Source organism: Nitrospinaceae bacterium, from assembly GCA_018669005.1.
Classification (GTDB): Bacteria; UBA8248; UBA8248; order UBA8248; family UBA8248; genus UBA8248.
On record JABJAL010000064.1, the window covers coordinates 37,877 to 54,067 of the forward strand.

A 16,191-nucleotide genomic window follows, 5' to 3' on the forward strand; every position below is an offset into this window, starting at 1 on the left:
GGTTTTTTCAGATGGCTGGCGCACTTGAAGGAATCAAGGTTCTGGATCTGACGCGAATACTCTCCGGGCCCTACTGCACCATGATGCTGGGCGACATGGGCGCTGACGTCATTAAAGTGGAAAACCCCAACGGCGGAGACGACACCCGTGGATGGGGGCCCCCTTTTCTTAACGGAGTGAGCACCTACTACATTTCGGTCAACCGCAACAAAAAAAGTCTAACCCTCAACCTCAAAGCCCAAAAAGGCAAGGAAATCCTCGCTGCCTTGATACGCCAGAGCGATGTTGTGGTTGAGAATTTCCGGCCCGGTACGCTTGATAAGCTCGGCTTCCCCTGGGAGGAGATCCACAAGATTAACCCCCGCGCCATCCTCACCTCGGTATCGGGATTCGGACACACCGGGCCGCGAGCCAGCGAGCCAGGCTTCGACGTCGTCATCCAGGGCGAGGGCGGCCTCATGAGCATCACGGGCGAGCCAGGGGGCCCGCCAACCAAGGTAGGCGCATCCGTCGCCGACATAGTGGCAGGGATGCTGGCAGCACAAGGAACCACCCTCGCCCTTTATGACCGCGAAAAAACAGGCAAAGGCCAGAAGGTGGATATCTCCATGCTCGACGGCCAGGTCGCGCTACTCGCCTATCATGCCAATTCGTTTTTTGCGACCGGGAACATCCCGCCACGCCGGGGCAACAAACACCCCTCGATAACGCCCTACGAAACCTACCAGTGCGTGGATGGCTATCTAAATCTAGGGGTGGGCAACGATAGCCTCTGGAAACGTTTTTGCGATGCGATGGATTTGGGCGACATCAAAGAAGATCCGCGATTCGCCATCAACGCCGATCGGGTCCAAAACCGTGAGGCGCTTCAGGAGATTCTCGACAAACTCTTCTCTGACCGCGAGGTCACGACAACCCTTGAGCAATTGAAAAAAGCGGGTATCCCCTGCGGACCAATAAACGACATCGCCCAGGTATTCTCGGAACCTCAGGTGCTTGCACGAGAAATGGTGGTGGATATGGATGTGCCCGAGGCCGGGCCCACGAAACTCACGGGGATTCCCATCAAGCTTTCCAATTCTCCCGGGGCGATCGAAACCCCGCCGCCCTCGTTGGGCCAGCATACCGACGAAATTCTAGAATCTCTTTTCGGGCTTGATGCATCGGCGTGTCAGGTCCTTCGGGATGACGGGGTAATTTAAGGATTCATCATGGCGATTCGAAATATACAAATCGAAAGACCTAAATCACTCAGTCGTATGGTTGCCGAGGAAATCAAGGTTGCCATATTGAACGGCGTCCTCAAGCCGGGCGACAAATTGGTGGAAACCGAGCTAACACAATCCCTCGGAGTGAGCCGCACTCCGTTGCGGGAGGCCTTCCGCGAACTGGCCGTCGAGGGCTACATCACAGTCATCCCCCATAAGGGCTCCTACGTCAGCACAATTAGCGAGGGAGAAGTACTGGACCTTTACTCCATCACGAGTGTCCTAGAAGGCCTTGCCACGAGGCTGGCGACTCCTCTCCTCAAAAGCGGCGAGGGCCGGGCGAGCCTTCTCGCTCACTATGAAGACCTCAAGAAAAAGAGCGACCAGGGTGAAGTGGATTCTTATTGGGCCGTTAACAGGAGTTTTCATCAATTCATCACCTCGGCCTCGGGCAATGAGCGTTTAGTGGATCTTATTGAGAACCTGCGGCGGCAGATTCTTAAAACGCGGGTAATTACGCTCCGCTTTCCGGGCCGTCTTGCAGGCTCGATGGATGAGCATGACGAAATTCTCCAAGCTATCCTTGAGGGACGTGAGCGGGATGCAGAATCACTTGTCATCGCGCACCTCGAAAAACAAAGACAGTTCGTCATAAGCGTCATCAGAACTACCGAGGAGCAGCAGGAAGAGAATTCCTGATTTTGCGGCCTTACCCGGAAACACTCTTTCGAATTACGAATAAATTCTAGAGCACTTCATCGTGCGTGGCGCACTTAACGCCAAGAGCCTCAGCAACGGCCGAATGTGTGATCCGGCCGCCAGCCACGTTGAGCCCCGCAGCAAGCTCGGGATGTTCGCCAAGTGCATCGCTTAGCTTTGAGCCAGCCAATTCAATGACATAAGGCAGGATTGCGCTTGAGAGTGCGAACGTGCTCGTCCTCGGCACACCGCCCGGCATGTTTGCCACCCCGTAGTGGATAACGCCATCCACCACATAAGTGGGCTTCGAGTGGTATGTCGGCTTGATGGTCTCGACACAGCCGCCCTGGTCCACAGCAACGTCCACGATGACCGATCCGGGGAGCATGCGCTTCAGAAGACCCCGAGGAATCAGATTCGGCGACTTAGCGCCCGGGATCAAGACGGCGCCGACAACGAGATCGGCCCCTATGACAGCCTCACGAATGGTGAATCGTGTCGAGGCGATAGTCTTCACCCGTCCACCAAAAATGTCGTCAAGATACTGAAGGCGATGATGATTAATATCGAGGACGGTGACGCCCGCGCCGAGTCCGACGGCAATCCGGGCAGCATTCTTACCAACCACCCCGGCTCCGAGGATGACCACGTTTCCGCGCGCAACGCCGGGCGCCCCGGCCAGGAGAACACCTCTTCCCCCCATACTTTTTTCGAGAAATCGAGCGCCCTCCTGAACAGACATGCGCCCCGCAATTTCACTCATGGGCTGAAGCAAGGGCAAGGCGCCGTCTGATGTGCGAACAGTCTCAAAGGCCACCGCCTTAACACCCTTCTGCATCAAAGCACGCGCAAGGGGCCTTGCCGCAGCAAGATGGAGGAATGCAAAAAGAATCTGCCCCTTGCGCATCCGTTTAAATTCGGGCCGAAGCGGCTCTTTGACTTTGACGACCATTTCGCTACGCCGCCAGAGAGCATCAGCCCCCGCAACAATCTGGGCGCCAGCACGGACGAATGACTTATCGTCGATGTCGGCTCCCTTGCCCGCGCCCTTTTGTATCAAGACTGTGTGGCCCGCAGCCCTTATCGCCTCAACGGCGGCTGGTGCAAGCGCGACACGGTGCTCATCTTTTTTGATTTCTTTGGGAACGCCAATTATCATGCTGCACCTCCCTCATGACCCTCTACGTGAAGAAAAGAACTCTCGGCCTCCGCCACAATGGCCCCGTCTCTAGCGCGGAAGACCTTTCCCTCCAGGATGGAGAAACGACCCTTTTTCCGCACCTCACGTCCCTCCATCCGAAGCAGTTCACCCACCTTCACCGGATCGCGATAGCGAATTTCACATTTAGCGGTATAGGCCCGGATACCCTTAAGAAAAAGACAGTTGGCCATCACATCATCGAGAAGGCTGTAAATGATCCCACCATGGGTAACGCCGTCGTAGCCTTGATGGATAGCCTCAGGGGTGAATTCGGCGCGGCAAACATTGTCCTCAAGGCGAAACGATATTCTTAATCCCGCAGGGTTATCCGGCCCACATACAAAACATGCATTCGCATCCGGGCGTCCTGGCTCTCGGGTCATGGTCTCTCCTGCTTATCGTTGGGCCAAAGATTTTTCCGTGGCGTTTTTTTCAGTTCAGACCCCTGGGCAAAAAAAATACGGGAGAACCAGCAACCAGCGGCCCTCCCGTATTTGTAACGTTTTGCGTAGCGAAGGTCTAGGATTCCCCTGCAGCCTCCTGCTTCAGGCGCCGCCTCTCCAGGCGCTCCTCTTCGCGGGTCGTATCCCGATCCACGAGTTCAAGAATAGCCATCGGAGCCGCATCCCCAACTCGCGGGGGCATCTGAATGATTCGCGTATATCCGCCCGGCCTCTCGGCATAGCGGGGACCTAGCGTATCCATCAGTTTCTGGACAATGGCGGGGGTGCGAACAATAGCCGCTGCCTGGCGTCGGGCGTGGAGGGTGCCTCGTTTCCCCAGCGTAATAACACGCTCTACATGACGACGCACCTCTTTCGCCTTGGCCAACGTGGTCTTCACCCGCTCCTCATCAAGTACAGAAGTGATGAGATTCCTGGTCATAGCCTTGCGATGTTTGGAGCGTCGCCCCAGTTTTCTACCGGTCCAACGATGCCTCATCCGACCTTCTCCCTAATTCTCGTCCCCGGTCAGACCGAGTTCCTCGGGCGTCACCTTGAGCTGGGAGAAATCCATCCCAAAGGTAAGACCCATTGTGTTCAGAATATCCCGTATTTCGTTGAGGCTCTTTCTGCCGAAATTTCGCGTCTTGAGCATTTCGCCCTCGGTCCTCTGGACAAGCTCGGCCAGAGAGCGAATACGAGCGTTTTTCAAGCAGTTATAGCTTCGTACCGAAAGTTCAAGCTCCTCAACACTACGGCTGAGATTTTCAATCAACTTCTGGCGGCGCTCGTCCACCTCGGGTGCAGGCGCCAACACTTCCTCTTCCTCGAAATTAATGAAAATCCGAAGATTATCATTCAAGATTTTCGCTGCATGCGCCACCGCATCAACCGGGGCAATCGTGCCATTCGTTTCGACTTCAAAAATCAGCTTATCGTAATCCGTTAGGTCGCCGACACGGGTCTTCTCCACCCGAAACGTACAACGCCTCACAGGCGAGAACACCGAATCCATGGGAATGAACATTGGGCCCAGGTCCATGTCCTCGGCGTTACGCTCGGCGGGAACATATCCCCGACCAATCCTGGCGACTAGCTCAATATCAACATCCGAATCTTCGTTCATCGTACCGATGTGTAGATCTGGATTGAGAATCTCAACACCATTAGGACATACCAGATCACCGGCTTTTAACTCTCCTGCAGACCCACTGTGCCGGTAAGTGACACGAATCGGCTCGTCCGAGTCCATTCGAATCACTACTTCTTTGAGGTTCAGAATCACATCCGTCACATCCTCAAGAACGCCTGGGATGGTGGAGAATTCGTGGAACACACCCTCAATCCGGACCGCACAAAATGCCGCGCCCTTTAACGAGGACAAGACCACGCGGCGAAGAGAGTTTCCCAACGTGGTTCCGTAGCCACGCTCTAGCGGCTCTGCGATAAAACGACCGAAATTCCCTGTCTGTCCTTCATTTTCAGATTCAAGACCTGCAGGCTTTACTAGTTCCGCGTACAAAGACATGGAAATTGCCCCTCCATTGGGCGACTTCGCTACCAAGGCATACGCTGGCGCATACCCTGTTGCGCGAGTTATTTGGAGTAAAGCTCGACTATCTGTTGAGCATCAATATTAGTCTGGATATCGGCCACAGTGGGCACCTCGGCAATCCTCGTCGAGAGTTCCGCCAATTCCACATCAAGCCACTCCGGTATTCCGCGAGCTTTTCCCTTTTCAGCGCTTTCAATAATATTTTCCCGTTTCCTGCTTTTCTCTTTAATCTGAACAACATCGCCCTTGCGTACCGAGAAAGATGGCTTATTCACCTTCTTGCCATTCACCGTCACATGGTTATGAACAACCATCTGCCGGGCCTGGGCCCGCGAGTCGGCGAAACTCGACCTGAAAACCACATTGTCCAAACGAAGCTCCAAAAGGCGGAAAAGATTGTCACCTTTAACACCCTTCTTGCGTGCCGCCTCGCCATAGTAAATCCTGAATTGTTTTTCGAGAATGCCGTAAACCCAACGCGCCTTTTGTTTCTCACGAAGCTGGGTTCCGTACTCGCTGACTTTTCCCCGCATACGCAACGCGCCATGCTGACCAGGCGGGAAACTGCGTTTGTCGAACGAGCATTTATCGCCGACGCAACGATCTCCCTTCAAGAAAAGCTTCATCCCAGCACGGCGGCAGAGGCGGCATACGGAATCTTTATATCGAGCCAAACCTACTTACCCCCTTATTCAAATTGCACATTAGACCCGGCGCCGCTTGCGCGGACGGCATCCATTGTGCGGAATTGGTGTAACGTCTCGAATCAACGAAATTTCCATACCAGCTGCCGCCATCGAGCGAATTGCTGCTTCCCTGCCTCCGCCCGGGCCTGTCACAAAGACATCAACGGACGTTACGCCCATATCTAATGCCTTTTTCACGACTGATGCTGCCGCTGTCTGCGCCGCAAATGGTGTTCCCTTTCGGGAGCCCTTGAATCCTTCTCCACCCGAGGAGGCCCAGCAGACCACATTCCCCGCAGCATCGGAAATCGAAATCAACGTGTTGTTAAAGCTCGCCTTAATGTGAGCCTGGCCCTTACCAATAGCCCTACGCTCCCGTTTGCGTTTGCCGCCGGTTCGCCGTTTTCCGTCTTGCGCCAAAACTTATCCTCCTATCCCATCAATTCCAGAATTTACTTACTCTTCTTGCCGCCCACCGTACGCTTCGGCCCTTTGCGCGTGCGCGCGTTGGTGCGGGTGCGCTGGCCGCGGACAGGCAGCCCGCGGCGATGCCGAAGCCCCCGGTAGGAGCCTATATCCATCAAGCGTTTGATATTCATTGTCACACTGCTTCTAAGATCACCCTCAACGGCATAGGATTTGTCGATAATTTCGCGCAGGGATTGCACCTCCTGCTCGGTTAAATCCTTAACCTTGACCATACCGTCAATCTTCGCCTCGCCGGTGATTTTCTTCGCCGTCGAGTGCCCAATTCCGAATACATAGGTTAGGGCAATTTCCACATTCTTTTCATTGGGGATATCGACCCCGGCAATACGTGCCATTAGCTCCCTTCCTCCAAGCGGCCTGCGGGCGCTAGCCCTGTCGCTGCTTATGCTTGGGGTTGGTACAAATGACCCGCACAACCCCTTTGCGCCGGATCACTTTACATTTGTCACACATCGGCTTGACCGAGCTCCTGACTTTCATGGAGATGGCCCACCTTTCTCTATTTGTACCGGCTCGTGATGCGTCCACGAGTCAGGTCGTACGGAGATAATTCCACTTTCACACTGTCACCGGGCAAGATTCTAATAAAGTGCTTTCGCATTCTGCCCGAAATATGCGCTAAAACGTTGTGGCCGCCCTCGATGTCCACACGGAACATTGCGTTTGGCAGCGTCTCGCCGATCACACCGTCAACTTCAATCGAATCTTCCTTTGGCGGACGCTCCTCGCGCTCGCCCTGCTGCTTTCGCTTCTTTCTTTTTCTGGTGCCTCCTGGTCGAGGTCTCCTCATGCGGCTACACTCAGAATTATGGGGCCATCCTCGGATACCGCCATGGAATGCTCGAAATGTGCTGATAGATTCCCATCAGCCGTTACAACGGTCCATGCGTCGTCTAAAACTTTCACATCCGGCCCTCCGACATTCAACATCGGCTCAATTGCCAACACCATTCCAGGCTTAAGCTCGGGCCCAGTGCCCGGCTCGCCGAAATTAGGAACCTGAGGCTCCTCGTGCAGGCTGGTTCCAACGCCATGCCCTACATAAACCCTAACCACCGAATATCCAGCAGATTCGGCATGAACCTGAATCGCGTTGGAAATATCGAAAAGGCGATTTCCAGCAACTGCCTTTTCAATTCCTTTTCCTAGTGCTTCTTCACAAAACTTCAGAAGGCGTTTTGCCTCATCGCTCACATTTCCCACCGGTATCGTCAGGGCGTGGTCGCCATAATAGCCGTCCAGTTTAACGCCGATGTCGATGCTGATGATATCCCCATCTTTGAGCTTTTTCTTGTTGGGGATGCCGTGCACAACCTGCTCGTTAACCGAAGTGCACAGCGTATGTTTAAAACCTTTATAGCCTTTGAATGCCGGCGTCGCTCCCATTTCAAGCACAAGCTTTTCTGCCATCTCATCGAGCGCAAGCGTTGTTGTACCAGGGTGAATAGCCTCTTTTAGACGCTCCATGATAATCGCCACTATCCGATTGCTCGCACGAAGTTTTACAATCTCCGCAGGAGCCCGAAGAACGATCATTAGGACATCACCTCTGATACCCCGGCATCTATTCGATCAAAAACTTCATCTTGCTCGCCCGTCCCGTCGATTTCCAGGAGCTTACCCTTCTCCCTATAGAACTCAACCAGCGGGGCCGTATGTTCCATGTAAACGTTTATCCGGTGCTCTATCGTACTTTTCTGGTCATCCTCCCGCTGGTAAAGCGCTCCCGAGCATGCCGGGCAAACAGAAATATCCTGCTTGGGGTAGACTGCGCTGCAATCGCGGCAGGTTAATCTACCGGAAAGACGCTCAATAACCTCATCAACCGGAACATTGAGATATATCGTGACATCCACACTATCGGGCATCACAATCTCCAGCGCCTTTGCCTGCTCAATCGTCCTCGGAAATCCATCGAGGATAAATCCATCCTTGCAGTCTGCCTGAGAGATTCTTTCCTCGATGATCGAGATAATCAACTCATCGGGAACAAGTTTTCCATCCCGTATTATCGACTGAACCTCTTTGCCCAGAGCCGTTCCGTCCGATACCGCCTTTCGAAGCATGTCGCCCGTCGAAATCTGTGTAATCATTTGGGCTTTACCCAACCGAACGCCTTGCGTGCCTTTTCCCGCTCCCGGAGGGCCAAGCAGTACAATTTTCATTACTTACACAGCCCTCCGCCGGGCCTTACTCTTGCGTAGGAAACCCTCGTAATTGCGCATCACAAGATGGCTCTCTATCTGGCGCTGCGTATCAACGGCTACACCGACGACGATGAGTAGTGCCGTTCCCCCGAAGAAGAAGGGAACATTGAACCACTGAATCAAATACGTTGGCAGAATAACAATCAAGCTCAGGTAAATCGCGCCCAGGAACGTCAAACGGGTCAAAGTGCGATCAATAAAATCTGCGGTTGGCCTACCAGGGCGTCTCCCAGGAATAAAACCACCGTATTTCCTCAAATTGTCAGCCACATCCACGGGATTAAAAATAATCGACGTGTAAAAATATGCAAAGAAAAATATCAAGGCAACAGTCAAAATTATGTAAAGCGCGCTTCCCGGCGCCAACATTTGGCTAAGCTGGTTCATCCACGGAACGTTCGAGAACTGCGCGATCGTTGCCGGAAACAAAATCAGCGAGCTAGCAAAAATTGGCGGGATAACCCCCGAGGTATTCACCTTTAAAGGAAGGTGTGTCTCCTGGCCACCCGCCATCTTTCGGCCAACCATACGTTTAGCATATTGCACCCTGATGCGTCGTTGACTCGTTTCAAACCAAACCACCAAGGCCACCACCGCCAACATGGCGAGGACGAGTAAAATCATGACGAATGGCAAAATCTCGCCGGTGCCCATCAACCGAAACGAGTTGATAATCGCACTGGGCAGGCCGGCCACGATGCCAGCGAAGATGATCAACGAGATGCCGTTGCCAATTCCCCTCTCGGTAATTTGCTCGCCGAGCCACATGATGAACGAAGTGCCCGCCACCAGCGTGAGCACCGTCATTAAGCGAAAACTCCAGCCGGGGTCCGGCACAACAAGCGCGCCTGTCGGCGCCTGCATCTGCTCGATTCCTGCGGCGATGCCAAAACCCTGAATCGTCGAGAGGAACACCGTCCCGTAGCGGGTGTACTGATTTATTTTCTTGCGACCCGCCTCGCCCTCTTTTTTGAGTCGCTCAAGATGGGGAATTACCACCGTCAGCAATTCAAGAATAATGGACGAACTAATGTAGGGCATAATGCCCAGCGCAAAAATCGTCACCTGGCTGAGTGCACCGCCAGTGAATAGATCAAAAAACTGCATGATGGTGCTACCGCCGCCGCGAAGCTCAGCAAAAAATGCAGCTAACGCCACCGTGTCGATGCCCGGCGTGGGCACATGGACACCTATCCTGTATACAGCCAGCAACGCGAGCGTGAACAGTATTCTGTTCTTCAACTCGGGGACCTGAAATATGTTGCCGACGCCGCCTTCTCTCACTCGCCGGTACCCTTCTGCTCGCCCTTGAGGGGAACAATCTCAACCTTGCCGCCAGCTGCCTCGACCTTTCGGCGGGCGGACTCGCTGCAACCCTGGACCCTAATGGTCAGGGCACGGTCGATCGCACCCGAACCAAGAAGCCTGACCCCACTGCTAGCCAGTTTACGGACGATTCGCGCGGCCTCCAACTCGTAAGCGTCTACCACAGCCTCGGCATCGAAACGCTCAAGCTTGCCGACGTTCACTTCCGAGTATTCTTTCTTAAAGATATTATTGAAACCACGCTTCGGAAGTCGCCGCTGGAGGGGCATCTGTCCACCCTCAAAACCCGGCTTACGCTTATAACCTGAGCGAGACTTCTGGCCCTTCTGGCCCCTGCGTGAGGTCTTACCGTGCCCGGAACCTGTACCCCGGCCCACACGAGTCCTCGAGCGCACAGAACCCGGTGTAGCCCTCAGATCACCTAGTTTTGTATAATCGTTATCAGGAGCCAATTGCTGCCATCCTCCGGTAATGCCGACCACGTACGAGGTTAAACTTCCTCAACCTCAACGAGGTGCTTTACCTTGAAAATCATCCCCCGAATCGAGGGACAATCCGTTCGTACCGTTGTTGAGTTCATTTTCCTAAGCCCGAGGCCACGCAACACCTCGCGAATCTTCTTGTTATAGCCGATCGGGCTCTTGCGGAGCGTCACTCTTACCTGTTCAGCCACGATTCAACTTCTCCCATTACGCCTCGGCCGTCGCCTGCTCGGCGACGGGCTCTGGCTCGGTAGCGGGCTCTGGCAATCCGCGAATCGCCATGACTTGCTTCAACGTCCGGAGGGACTTAAGACCCTCAAGCGTAGCCTTGGCCGCATTGTGTGGATTTCTCGTCCCAATACATTTTGTAAGAATGTCGCTCACACCGGCCATATCCAAAACTGCGCGAACAGGCCCACCAGCAATGACACCAGTTCCTTTGGAAGCTGGTTTCATAAACACGCGGCCTGCGCCAAATCGACCCAAAACCTTATGCGGTATTGTGCCGCCCTCAAGCGACACTTGAACCATCGCCCTGCGTGCGGCCTCGACGCCCTTGCGGATAGCCTCGGGCACTTCGTTCGCCTTACCCATACCGATGCCCACTTTTCCTTTGCGATCACCGACAGCTATAAGCGCACTGAAACTAAAGCGCCTACCGCCTTTGACCACTTTTGCTACCCGGTTTATATAAATTACGCGATCTACAATATCGTGATCATCACCGGAGCCATCATCTTTCCTATTTCTCCGGCCTCTTCTTTCGGGTTCCTGAGCCATCAGAACTTCACTCCCGTTTCGCGAACCGCATCCGCCAGGGCTTTCACGCGGCCGTGATAGAGATAACCGTTTCGGTCGAAAACTACCTGCTCGACGCCCTTCGCCTTGGCCCGGTCGCCGAGTAATTTCCCAACTATCACAGCACCATCCATGGTGCCGCCTTTGGATTTATCCGATGAGGTGGCGAACTCCTTGTCCTGCGAGGAAGCCGCCGCTAGTGTCGCCCCGTCTATGTCGTTAATAATCTGTGCATAAATATGCTTGCTGCTTCTGAATACGGACAAACGAGGCCGCTCCTGAACACCTTTCAATTTCTTGCGAACCCTTGTCTTTCTACCGAGCCAGGATTCTCTCTTGGTTCTCTTAGGCACACTCACCGCCTTTCGGGCTAAACACCTGCTTTGCCTACCTTACGCCGCACGACTTCGTTTAAGTAGCGGATACCTTTTCCCTTGTAGGGCTCGGGGGGCTTCACGCGCCGTATCTCCGCTGCAACGAATCCAACGACTTCCTTATCGATTCCCTTAACCTTGATGGCATTTCTCTGACGGTCGCTCTGGATCTCAAAATCAATCCCATCAACAGCCGAAATCTTTACAGGATGGGAATATCCTACGTTAAGAATCAAACCCTTTCCGTCAGCCTCGACCCGGAACCCCAATCCAATAATTTCTAGTTCTTTCTCATAGCCTTTCGTCACCCCTTCGACCATGTTGGCAATCAGGGACCTCGTCAGCCCGTGCAGGGATTTATCCTGCCTAGATTCGCTCGGCCGGGTAACATTAATCACACTGTCAACGATTTCAACCTTTGGATTTGGATGCAACTCGCGGAAGAGAATCCCCTTGGGGCCCTTCACTGTGATGTTCACACCATCGAGCTTGACCTCCACCCCCTGCGGGATGGGAATCGGCATTCTTCCTATACGAGACATCTAAAACCTCACCAAATTTCGCAAACGAATTCACCGCCGACGCCCGCCTCGCGAGCCTCGTTGTCGGTCATCAAACCCTTAGAAGTCGAAATTACGGCTACCCCCAGACCACTAAGCACCTGGGGCACCTCTTCTTTTCCCACATAAACCCTGCGCCCCGGTTTGCTGATACGCTTGAGGCCAGTCAACACCTCTTTAGCGTTTTCAGTAAACTCAACCGAGATATTATCGCGGCCCATATGGCCTGGAACCATCTCATAGCCCTTTATAAAACCCTGTGAGCGGAGAAGTCCGGCAATCTGTTTTTTCATGTTGCTCCCCGGAATCTCTACCTTCAAATGTCCTGCCTGAAGGCCATTTCGAATCCGTGTGAGCATATCGGCGATCGGATCGGTCATACTCATCTGTTCTTTTCTCCGTCTACCAACTCGACTTCGTTACTCCGGGAATCTCACCCTTTAGGGCAAGCTCGCGGAAGCAGATCCGGCACAATTTAAAGCGGCGTAAAAATCCCCGAGGGCGTCCGCAACGCATGCACCGGTTATAGCCCCGCACTCCGAATTTCGGTGTTTTCTTCTGTTTCGCAACCAAACACTTCTTCGCCACGTTCTCTCCTACTAAGACTGTCTAAAAGGAACGCCCAAGAGGCGGAGCAGCGCCCTGCCCTCTTCATCCGATTTAGCCGAGGTGTTGATAACTACGCCCAACCCCCGCGAGTGATCAATATTATCTACATCGATTTCAGGGAAAATCACCTGATCCCGTATACCGAGACTATAGTTTCCACGACCGTCGAAAGACTTTGGGCTTAGCCCCCGAAAATCTCTAACACGGGGAAGCGCAACGTTCACCAAACGACTATAAAAATCCCACATCCGAGCATTGCGGAGCGTAACCATCGCGCCAATCGACATTCCCTCGCGCAACTTAAAGTTGGCGATGGACTTTTTCGCTTTTGTAACCACGGGCTTTTGAGCCGCGATAATCGTAAGCTGCTCGACACCCTTCTCAAGGGCGGCGGCGGTCTGAACTGCCTCGCCCAGCCCCATGTTCAGGGTAATCTTGACGAGCCCAGGCACCTGCATCTGGTTTGTATAGCCAAATTCCTTCTGGAGCTCGGGAATAACCTGCTCTCGGTATTTTTGAAGCATCTCTGGTACGTAAGCCATCATTCGTCGTCCTTATACCGTATCGAGCAGCTCGCCGCTGCGCTGTGTTACGCGAACCCGAGTACCATCCTCAAGGCGCTTCCTGGACACCCTGGTGGGCTTCCCAGATTTCGGATCAACCGGCATCACATTACTAATATGTAACTTTCCCTCGCGCTCGATGATGCCACCCTGCTGATTATCCTGGGTCGGCTTCGTGTGGCGCTTAATCATATTGATTTTTTCCACAATAACGCGGTTCTGGGTTTTGAGAACGTGAAGCACCTTGCCGCGCTTTCCCTTCTCGCGCCCGGAAATCACCTCTACAGTGTCACCTTTTTTCACATGGGTCTTACTGTGTTTTCCCATCAAACCAACCTCAAAGAACTTCGGGAGCCAGAGACACGATACGCATAAAGCGTTTGCGCCTGAGCTCCCGGGCCACGGGCCCAAAAATACGAGTACCGACCGGCTCACGTGCATCGTTGATAAGCACAACAGCATTATCGTCGAAGCGGATGTATGTTCCGTCTTCACGACCTGTTTCTTTTGTCGTCCGCACAACAACAGCCCGGCGAACTTCACCTTTTTTCACCTGGCTATTGGGAGCAGCCTCTTTCACCGAAATGACGATAATGTCACCGACACGGGCATAGCGTTTGCGCGAGCCCCCAAGCACTTTAATGCACTGGGCTCGCTTGGCCCCCGAGTTGTCGGCCACGCTGCAATTTGTCTGCATCTGAATCACGGCTAATACCCTCTTCTCGGCGCTCTAAACCGCGCGCTCAATCACTTCAAGCAGACGCCACCGTTTTCTCTTGCTCATGGGGCGCGTTTCTATAATCCGAACCTGATCGCCTTGTTTCAGCGTATTTTCTCCGTCATGGACCACATACTTCTTGCTTCGGCGCACCACCCGCTTGAAGGTGGTGTGCTGAAAGGTTCGGACGACTTCGACAGTCACGGTCTTGTCCATTTTGTTGCTTACGACAACACCATTCCGCACTTTGCGGCGGCCGCGCTCTTCGGCCATTCTCTAGCTCTCCTCCGAAGCGGACCCAGATTCCTGAGCCTGCCTCTCGGTTTTCGAATGGGAGACTCTCGCCAAGTCCCGTCGCACGGTGAGAATACGCGCCGTGTTATCGAGCTGACCCGATGCCTTCCGAAATTTAAGGTTGAACAGCTCCGTTTTTAGCTCGTTTTCCTTCTCTTCGAGCTCTGTGGCGCCCAACTCCCTGACTTCTAACATTTTCATGCTGTAGTTCCTTGCGATACCGTTACAAATCGAGTCTTACAAGGGAGCTTACGACCAGCCAGTCGAAGCGCTTCCTTGGCCACGTCAAGAGGTACACCATCGAGTTCATAAATAATTCGTCCAGCGCGGCAAGGAGCTACCCAAAATTCAGGTGTTCCCTTCCCTTTTCCCATTCTTACCTCAGCCGGTTTTTTGCAAACTGGCTTGTCTGGAAATACGCGAATCCAAATCCGACCGCCTCTCTTCACATAGCGTGTCATCGCAATACGCGCCGCCTCTATCTGTCGGGCAGTCAGCCGAACAGTTTCAAGCGTTTGGAGACCGAAGCTCCCGAAGGAAAGGGTGTTGCCAGCTCGCGCTTTTCCGCGGGTGCGCCCCTTCATCTGTTTTCTGAATTTTGTCCGCTTGGGCTGCAGCATATCGTCATCCGCTCCTTACGATTCCATTCCCGAGGGGGCTTCACTTCCGGGCCGCTTCCTTGCGGCGCGAATCATCTCCCCACGGAATATCCAAACTTTCACGCCGACCATCCCGTAAGTCGTCCGCGCCTCGGAGAATCCATAATCGATATCCGCTCGAAGTGTACCCAACGGGACTCGTCCTTCTCTGTACCACTCAGTCCGGGCTATCTCGGCACCACCAAGCCTGCCCGAACACTGAATTTTTATTCCCTTGGCGCCAAATCGCATTGATGAGGTTACTGATTTCTTCATAGCCCGGCGAAAGGCAATACGGCGCTCTAGCTGCATTGTGATATTCTCAGAAACCAGTTGCGCATCCATCTCGGCTTTTCTAACTTCCTTGATGTTTATGTAAACTTGGTTACCGGTAAGCTCCTGTAAGTCAGACTTGAGCTTGTCAACTTCCGCGCCACGCTTTCCGATGATGATTCCTGGCCTTGCCGTCCAAATATTGATCCGTGCACGGTTGCTCGCCCGTTCTATTTCAACGTTGCTGACTCCCGCATGCGTTAGGCGCTCTTTCACGAACTTACGAATCTTCAAATCGTCGTGGAGCAGATCCGCAAAATTACGATTATTGGCGAACCAAGTGGACTGCCACCCTCTGGTGATGCCAACCCGAAAACCTACTGGATGAACTTTTTGCCCCATGGTCCTCTCCTACTTCGGTTCGTCTAAGACCACTTGTACGTGGCATGTGCGTTTCAAAATTCTTCCTGTTCGGCCCCGCGCTCTGGGGCGGAACCTCTTCATTGTTGGCCCCTCGTCAACAGTTACATTCTGAACTATCAAAGCATCAGGATCATCGTTTTCGCCCCTGTCAGTCGCATTGGCAAGAGCCGATCTGATCAGTTTTTCAAGATCCTTCGAAGCATCGCGCGCCGAGAGATTTAAAAGCACCAACGCCTCGGATACTCGCCTGCCTCGAACCATGTCGGCCAATTGGCGCGTTTTCCTTGGTTTCGCCTTGTAGTACTTAAGCACTGCCTTAGACATCTGCTTGCCTCGAATAAACTGGTCTATTTAAGCGTAACTTGACGCTTGGTAATACCAGTGTGGCCTCTATAAGTCCTAGTCGGAGAAAAATCTCCCAACTTAAAACCAACCATGTTTTCCGACACATAAACAGGGATGAATTTCTTCCCATTGTGAACAGCAAACGTATATCCCACAAACTCGGGAACAATTGTCGAGCGCCGGGACCATGTACGAATCATCCGCTTATCGCTGCTGCCAGACTGGGCCTCGACCTTCTTTCGAAGGTGGTCATCGATAAATGGGCCTTTGTGCAGAGAGCGAGCCATATCTTTCCTCCGG

30 protein-coding genes are annotated in these 16,191 nt (G+C 53.4%); 2 read left to right on the forward strand and 28 right to left on the reverse strand.

The window, feature by feature from the left end; all coding sequences use genetic code 11:
* Positions 1-11: 11 nt before the first annotated feature.
* Positions 12-1,202: a CoA transferase gene (locus tag HOJ95_08625; GenBank protein MBT6394756.1), complete on the forward strand. Its 1,191-nt coding sequence runs from the start codon at positions 12-14 to the stop codon at positions 1,200-1,202.
* A gap of 9 nt (positions 1,203-1,211) precedes the next feature.
* On the forward strand, positions 1,212-1,907 hold the full coding sequence (locus tag HOJ95_08630) for a GntR family transcriptional regulator (GenBank protein MBT6394757.1): 696 nt from the start codon (positions 1,212-1,214) through the stop codon (positions 1,905-1,907).
* Positions 1,908-1,953: 46 nt separating this feature from the next.
* Here the strand turns inward: HOJ95_08630 and ald are convergent, their stop codons facing one another.
* The 28 genes from ald to rpsS form a co-directional block, all read right to left on the reverse strand.
* Positions 1,954-3,066, reverse strand: a complete 1,113-nt coding sequence (gene ald, locus HOJ95_08635; protein MBT6394758.1) for an alanine dehydrogenase — start codon at positions 3,064-3,066, stop codon at positions 1,954-1,956.
* Positions 3,063-3,491, reverse strand: a complete 429-nt coding sequence (locus tag HOJ95_08640) for a PaaI family thioesterase (protein MBT6394759.1) — start codon at positions 3,489-3,491, stop codon at positions 3,063-3,065. The genes ald and HOJ95_08640 overlap by 4 nt, the downstream gene beginning before the upstream one ends.
* A 136-nt stretch (positions 3,492-3,627) precedes the next feature.
* Positions 3,628-4,050 carry a 50S ribosomal protein L17 gene (gene rplQ / locus HOJ95_08645; protein MBT6394760.1) on the reverse strand — a complete coding sequence of 141 codons (423 nt, stop codon included), beginning with the start codon at positions 4,048-4,050 and terminating at the stop codon, positions 3,628-3,630.
* A 12-nt stretch (positions 4,051-4,062) separates the two neighbouring features.
* Positions 4,063-5,115 carry a DNA-directed RNA polymerase subunit alpha gene (locus HOJ95_08650; protein MBT6394761.1) on the reverse strand — a complete coding sequence of 351 codons (1,053 nt, stop codon included), beginning with the start codon at positions 5,113-5,115 and terminating at the stop codon, positions 4,063-4,065.
* Positions 5,116-5,147: 32 nt separating this feature from the next.
* A complete protein-coding gene (gene rpsD / locus HOJ95_08655; protein ID MBT6394762.1) occupies positions 5,148-5,780 on the reverse strand; it encodes a 30S ribosomal protein S4 in 633 nt (210 codons plus the stop codon).
* A 30-nt stretch (positions 5,781-5,810) separates the two neighbouring features.
* Complete coding sequence (rpsK, locus tag HOJ95_08660; GenBank protein MBT6394763.1) at positions 5,811-6,212, reverse strand: 30S ribosomal protein S11; 402 nt, start codon at positions 6,210-6,212, stop codon at positions 5,811-5,813.
* Positions 6,213-6,244: 32 nt separating this feature from the next.
* Positions 6,245-6,616, reverse strand: coding sequence for a 30S ribosomal protein S13 (gene rpsM, locus HOJ95_08665; GenBank protein ID MBT6394764.1), 372 nt, complete (start codon positions 6,614-6,616; stop codon positions 6,245-6,247).
* A 31-nt stretch (positions 6,617-6,647) separates the two neighbouring features.
* A complete protein-coding gene (rpmJ, locus tag HOJ95_08670; protein MBT6394765.1) occupies positions 6,648-6,761 on the reverse strand; it encodes a 50S ribosomal protein L36 in 114 nt (37 codons plus the stop codon).
* A 19-nt stretch (positions 6,762-6,780) separates the two neighbouring features.
* Positions 6,781-7,071: a translation initiation factor IF-1 gene (gene infA / locus HOJ95_08675; protein MBT6394766.1), complete on the reverse strand. Its 291-nt coding sequence runs from the start codon at positions 7,069-7,071 to the stop codon at positions 6,781-6,783.
* Positions 7,068-7,817, reverse strand: a complete 750-nt coding sequence (map, locus tag HOJ95_08680; protein ID MBT6394767.1) for a type I methionyl aminopeptidase — start codon at positions 7,815-7,817, stop codon at positions 7,068-7,070. Before map ends, infA begins: the two co-directional genes overlap by 4 nt.
* Positions 7,817-8,446 carry an adenylate kinase gene (locus tag HOJ95_08685; GenBank protein ID MBT6394768.1) on the reverse strand — a complete coding sequence of 210 codons (630 nt, stop codon included), beginning with the start codon at positions 8,444-8,446 and terminating at the stop codon, positions 7,817-7,819. The genes map and HOJ95_08685 overlap by 1 nt, the downstream gene beginning before the upstream one ends.
* Positions 8,447-8,449: 3 nt before the next feature.
* A complete protein-coding gene (gene secY, locus HOJ95_08690) occupies positions 8,450-9,772 on the reverse strand; it encodes a preprotein translocase subunit SecY (GenBank protein ID MBT6394769.1) in 1,323 nt (440 codons plus the stop codon).
* Positions 9,769-10,230 (reverse strand): 50S ribosomal protein L15, encoded by a 462-nt coding sequence (gene rplO, locus HOJ95_08695; GenBank protein ID MBT6394770.1) that lies wholly within the window; start codon positions 10,228-10,230, stop codon positions 9,769-9,771. The genes secY and rplO overlap by 4 nt, the downstream gene beginning before the upstream one ends.
* Before the next feature lie 74 nt (positions 10,231-10,304).
* Positions 10,305-10,487, reverse strand: coding sequence for a 50S ribosomal protein L30 (gene rpmD / locus HOJ95_08700; protein ID MBT6394771.1), 183 nt, complete (start codon positions 10,485-10,487; stop codon positions 10,305-10,307).
* 16 nt (positions 10,488-10,503) lie between these two features.
* A complete protein-coding gene (rpsE, locus tag HOJ95_08705; GenBank protein MBT6394772.1) occupies positions 10,504-11,076 on the reverse strand; it encodes a 30S ribosomal protein S5 in 573 nt (190 codons plus the stop codon).
* Entirely contained in the window at positions 11,076-11,447 is a 372-nt protein-coding gene (locus tag HOJ95_08710) for a 50S ribosomal protein L18 (protein ID MBT6394773.1), read from the reverse strand. Before HOJ95_08710 ends, rpsE begins: the two co-directional genes overlap by 1 nt.
* A gap of 17 nt (positions 11,448-11,464) precedes the next feature.
* A complete protein-coding gene (gene rplF / locus HOJ95_08715; protein ID MBT6394774.1) occupies positions 11,465-12,010 on the reverse strand; it encodes a 50S ribosomal protein L6 in 546 nt (181 codons plus the stop codon).
* A gap of 8 nt (positions 12,011-12,018) precedes the next feature.
* Entirely contained in the window at positions 12,019-12,414 is a 396-nt protein-coding gene (gene rpsH, locus HOJ95_08720) for a 30S ribosomal protein S8 (protein MBT6394775.1), read from the reverse strand.
* Between the two features lie 16 nt (positions 12,415-12,430).
* Positions 12,431-12,616: a type Z 30S ribosomal protein S14 gene (locus HOJ95_08725; GenBank protein ID MBT6394776.1), complete on the reverse strand. Its 186-nt coding sequence runs from the start codon at positions 12,614-12,616 to the stop codon at positions 12,431-12,433.
* 11 nt (positions 12,617-12,627) lie between these two features.
* Entirely contained in the window at positions 12,628-13,161 is a 534-nt protein-coding gene (gene rplE / locus HOJ95_08730) for a 50S ribosomal protein L5 (protein MBT6394777.1), read from the reverse strand.
* Positions 13,162-13,191: 30 nt separating this feature from the next.
* Positions 13,192-13,527, reverse strand: a complete 336-nt coding sequence (gene rplX / locus HOJ95_08735; GenBank protein ID MBT6394778.1) for a 50S ribosomal protein L24 — start codon at positions 13,525-13,527, stop codon at positions 13,192-13,194.
* Positions 13,528-13,537: 10 nt separating this feature from the next.
* A complete protein-coding gene (rplN, locus tag HOJ95_08740; GenBank protein MBT6394779.1) occupies positions 13,538-13,906 on the reverse strand; it encodes a 50S ribosomal protein L14 in 369 nt (122 codons plus the stop codon).
* Between the two features lie 24 nt (positions 13,907-13,930).
* Positions 13,931-14,191, reverse strand: a complete 261-nt coding sequence (gene rpsQ / locus HOJ95_08745) for a 30S ribosomal protein S17 (protein ID MBT6394780.1) — start codon at positions 14,189-14,191, stop codon at positions 13,931-13,933.
* A gap of 3 nt (positions 14,192-14,194) precedes the next feature.
* Positions 14,195-14,413, reverse strand: a complete 219-nt coding sequence (gene rpmC / locus HOJ95_08750) for a 50S ribosomal protein L29 (protein MBT6394781.1) — start codon at positions 14,411-14,413, stop codon at positions 14,195-14,197.
* Positions 14,410-14,832: a 50S ribosomal protein L16 gene (rplP, locus tag HOJ95_08755; protein ID MBT6394782.1), complete on the reverse strand. Its 423-nt coding sequence runs from the start codon at positions 14,830-14,832 to the stop codon at positions 14,410-14,412. The genes rpmC and rplP overlap by 4 nt, the downstream gene beginning before the upstream one ends.
* A 15-nt stretch (positions 14,833-14,847) precedes the next feature.
* A complete protein-coding gene (gene rpsC / locus HOJ95_08760; protein ID MBT6394783.1) occupies positions 14,848-15,525 on the reverse strand; it encodes a 30S ribosomal protein S3 in 678 nt (225 codons plus the stop codon).
* Positions 15,526-15,534: 9 nt separating this feature from the next.
* Positions 15,535-15,870 (reverse strand): 50S ribosomal protein L22, encoded by a 336-nt coding sequence (gene rplV, locus HOJ95_08765; GenBank protein ID MBT6394784.1) that lies wholly within the window; start codon positions 15,868-15,870, stop codon positions 15,535-15,537.
* A 23-nt stretch (positions 15,871-15,893) separates the two neighbouring features.
* On the reverse strand, positions 15,894-16,178 hold the full coding sequence (gene rpsS / locus HOJ95_08770) for a 30S ribosomal protein S19 (protein MBT6394785.1): 285 nt from the start codon (positions 16,176-16,178) through the stop codon (positions 15,894-15,896).
* Positions 16,179-16,191: the final 13 nt, after the last annotated feature.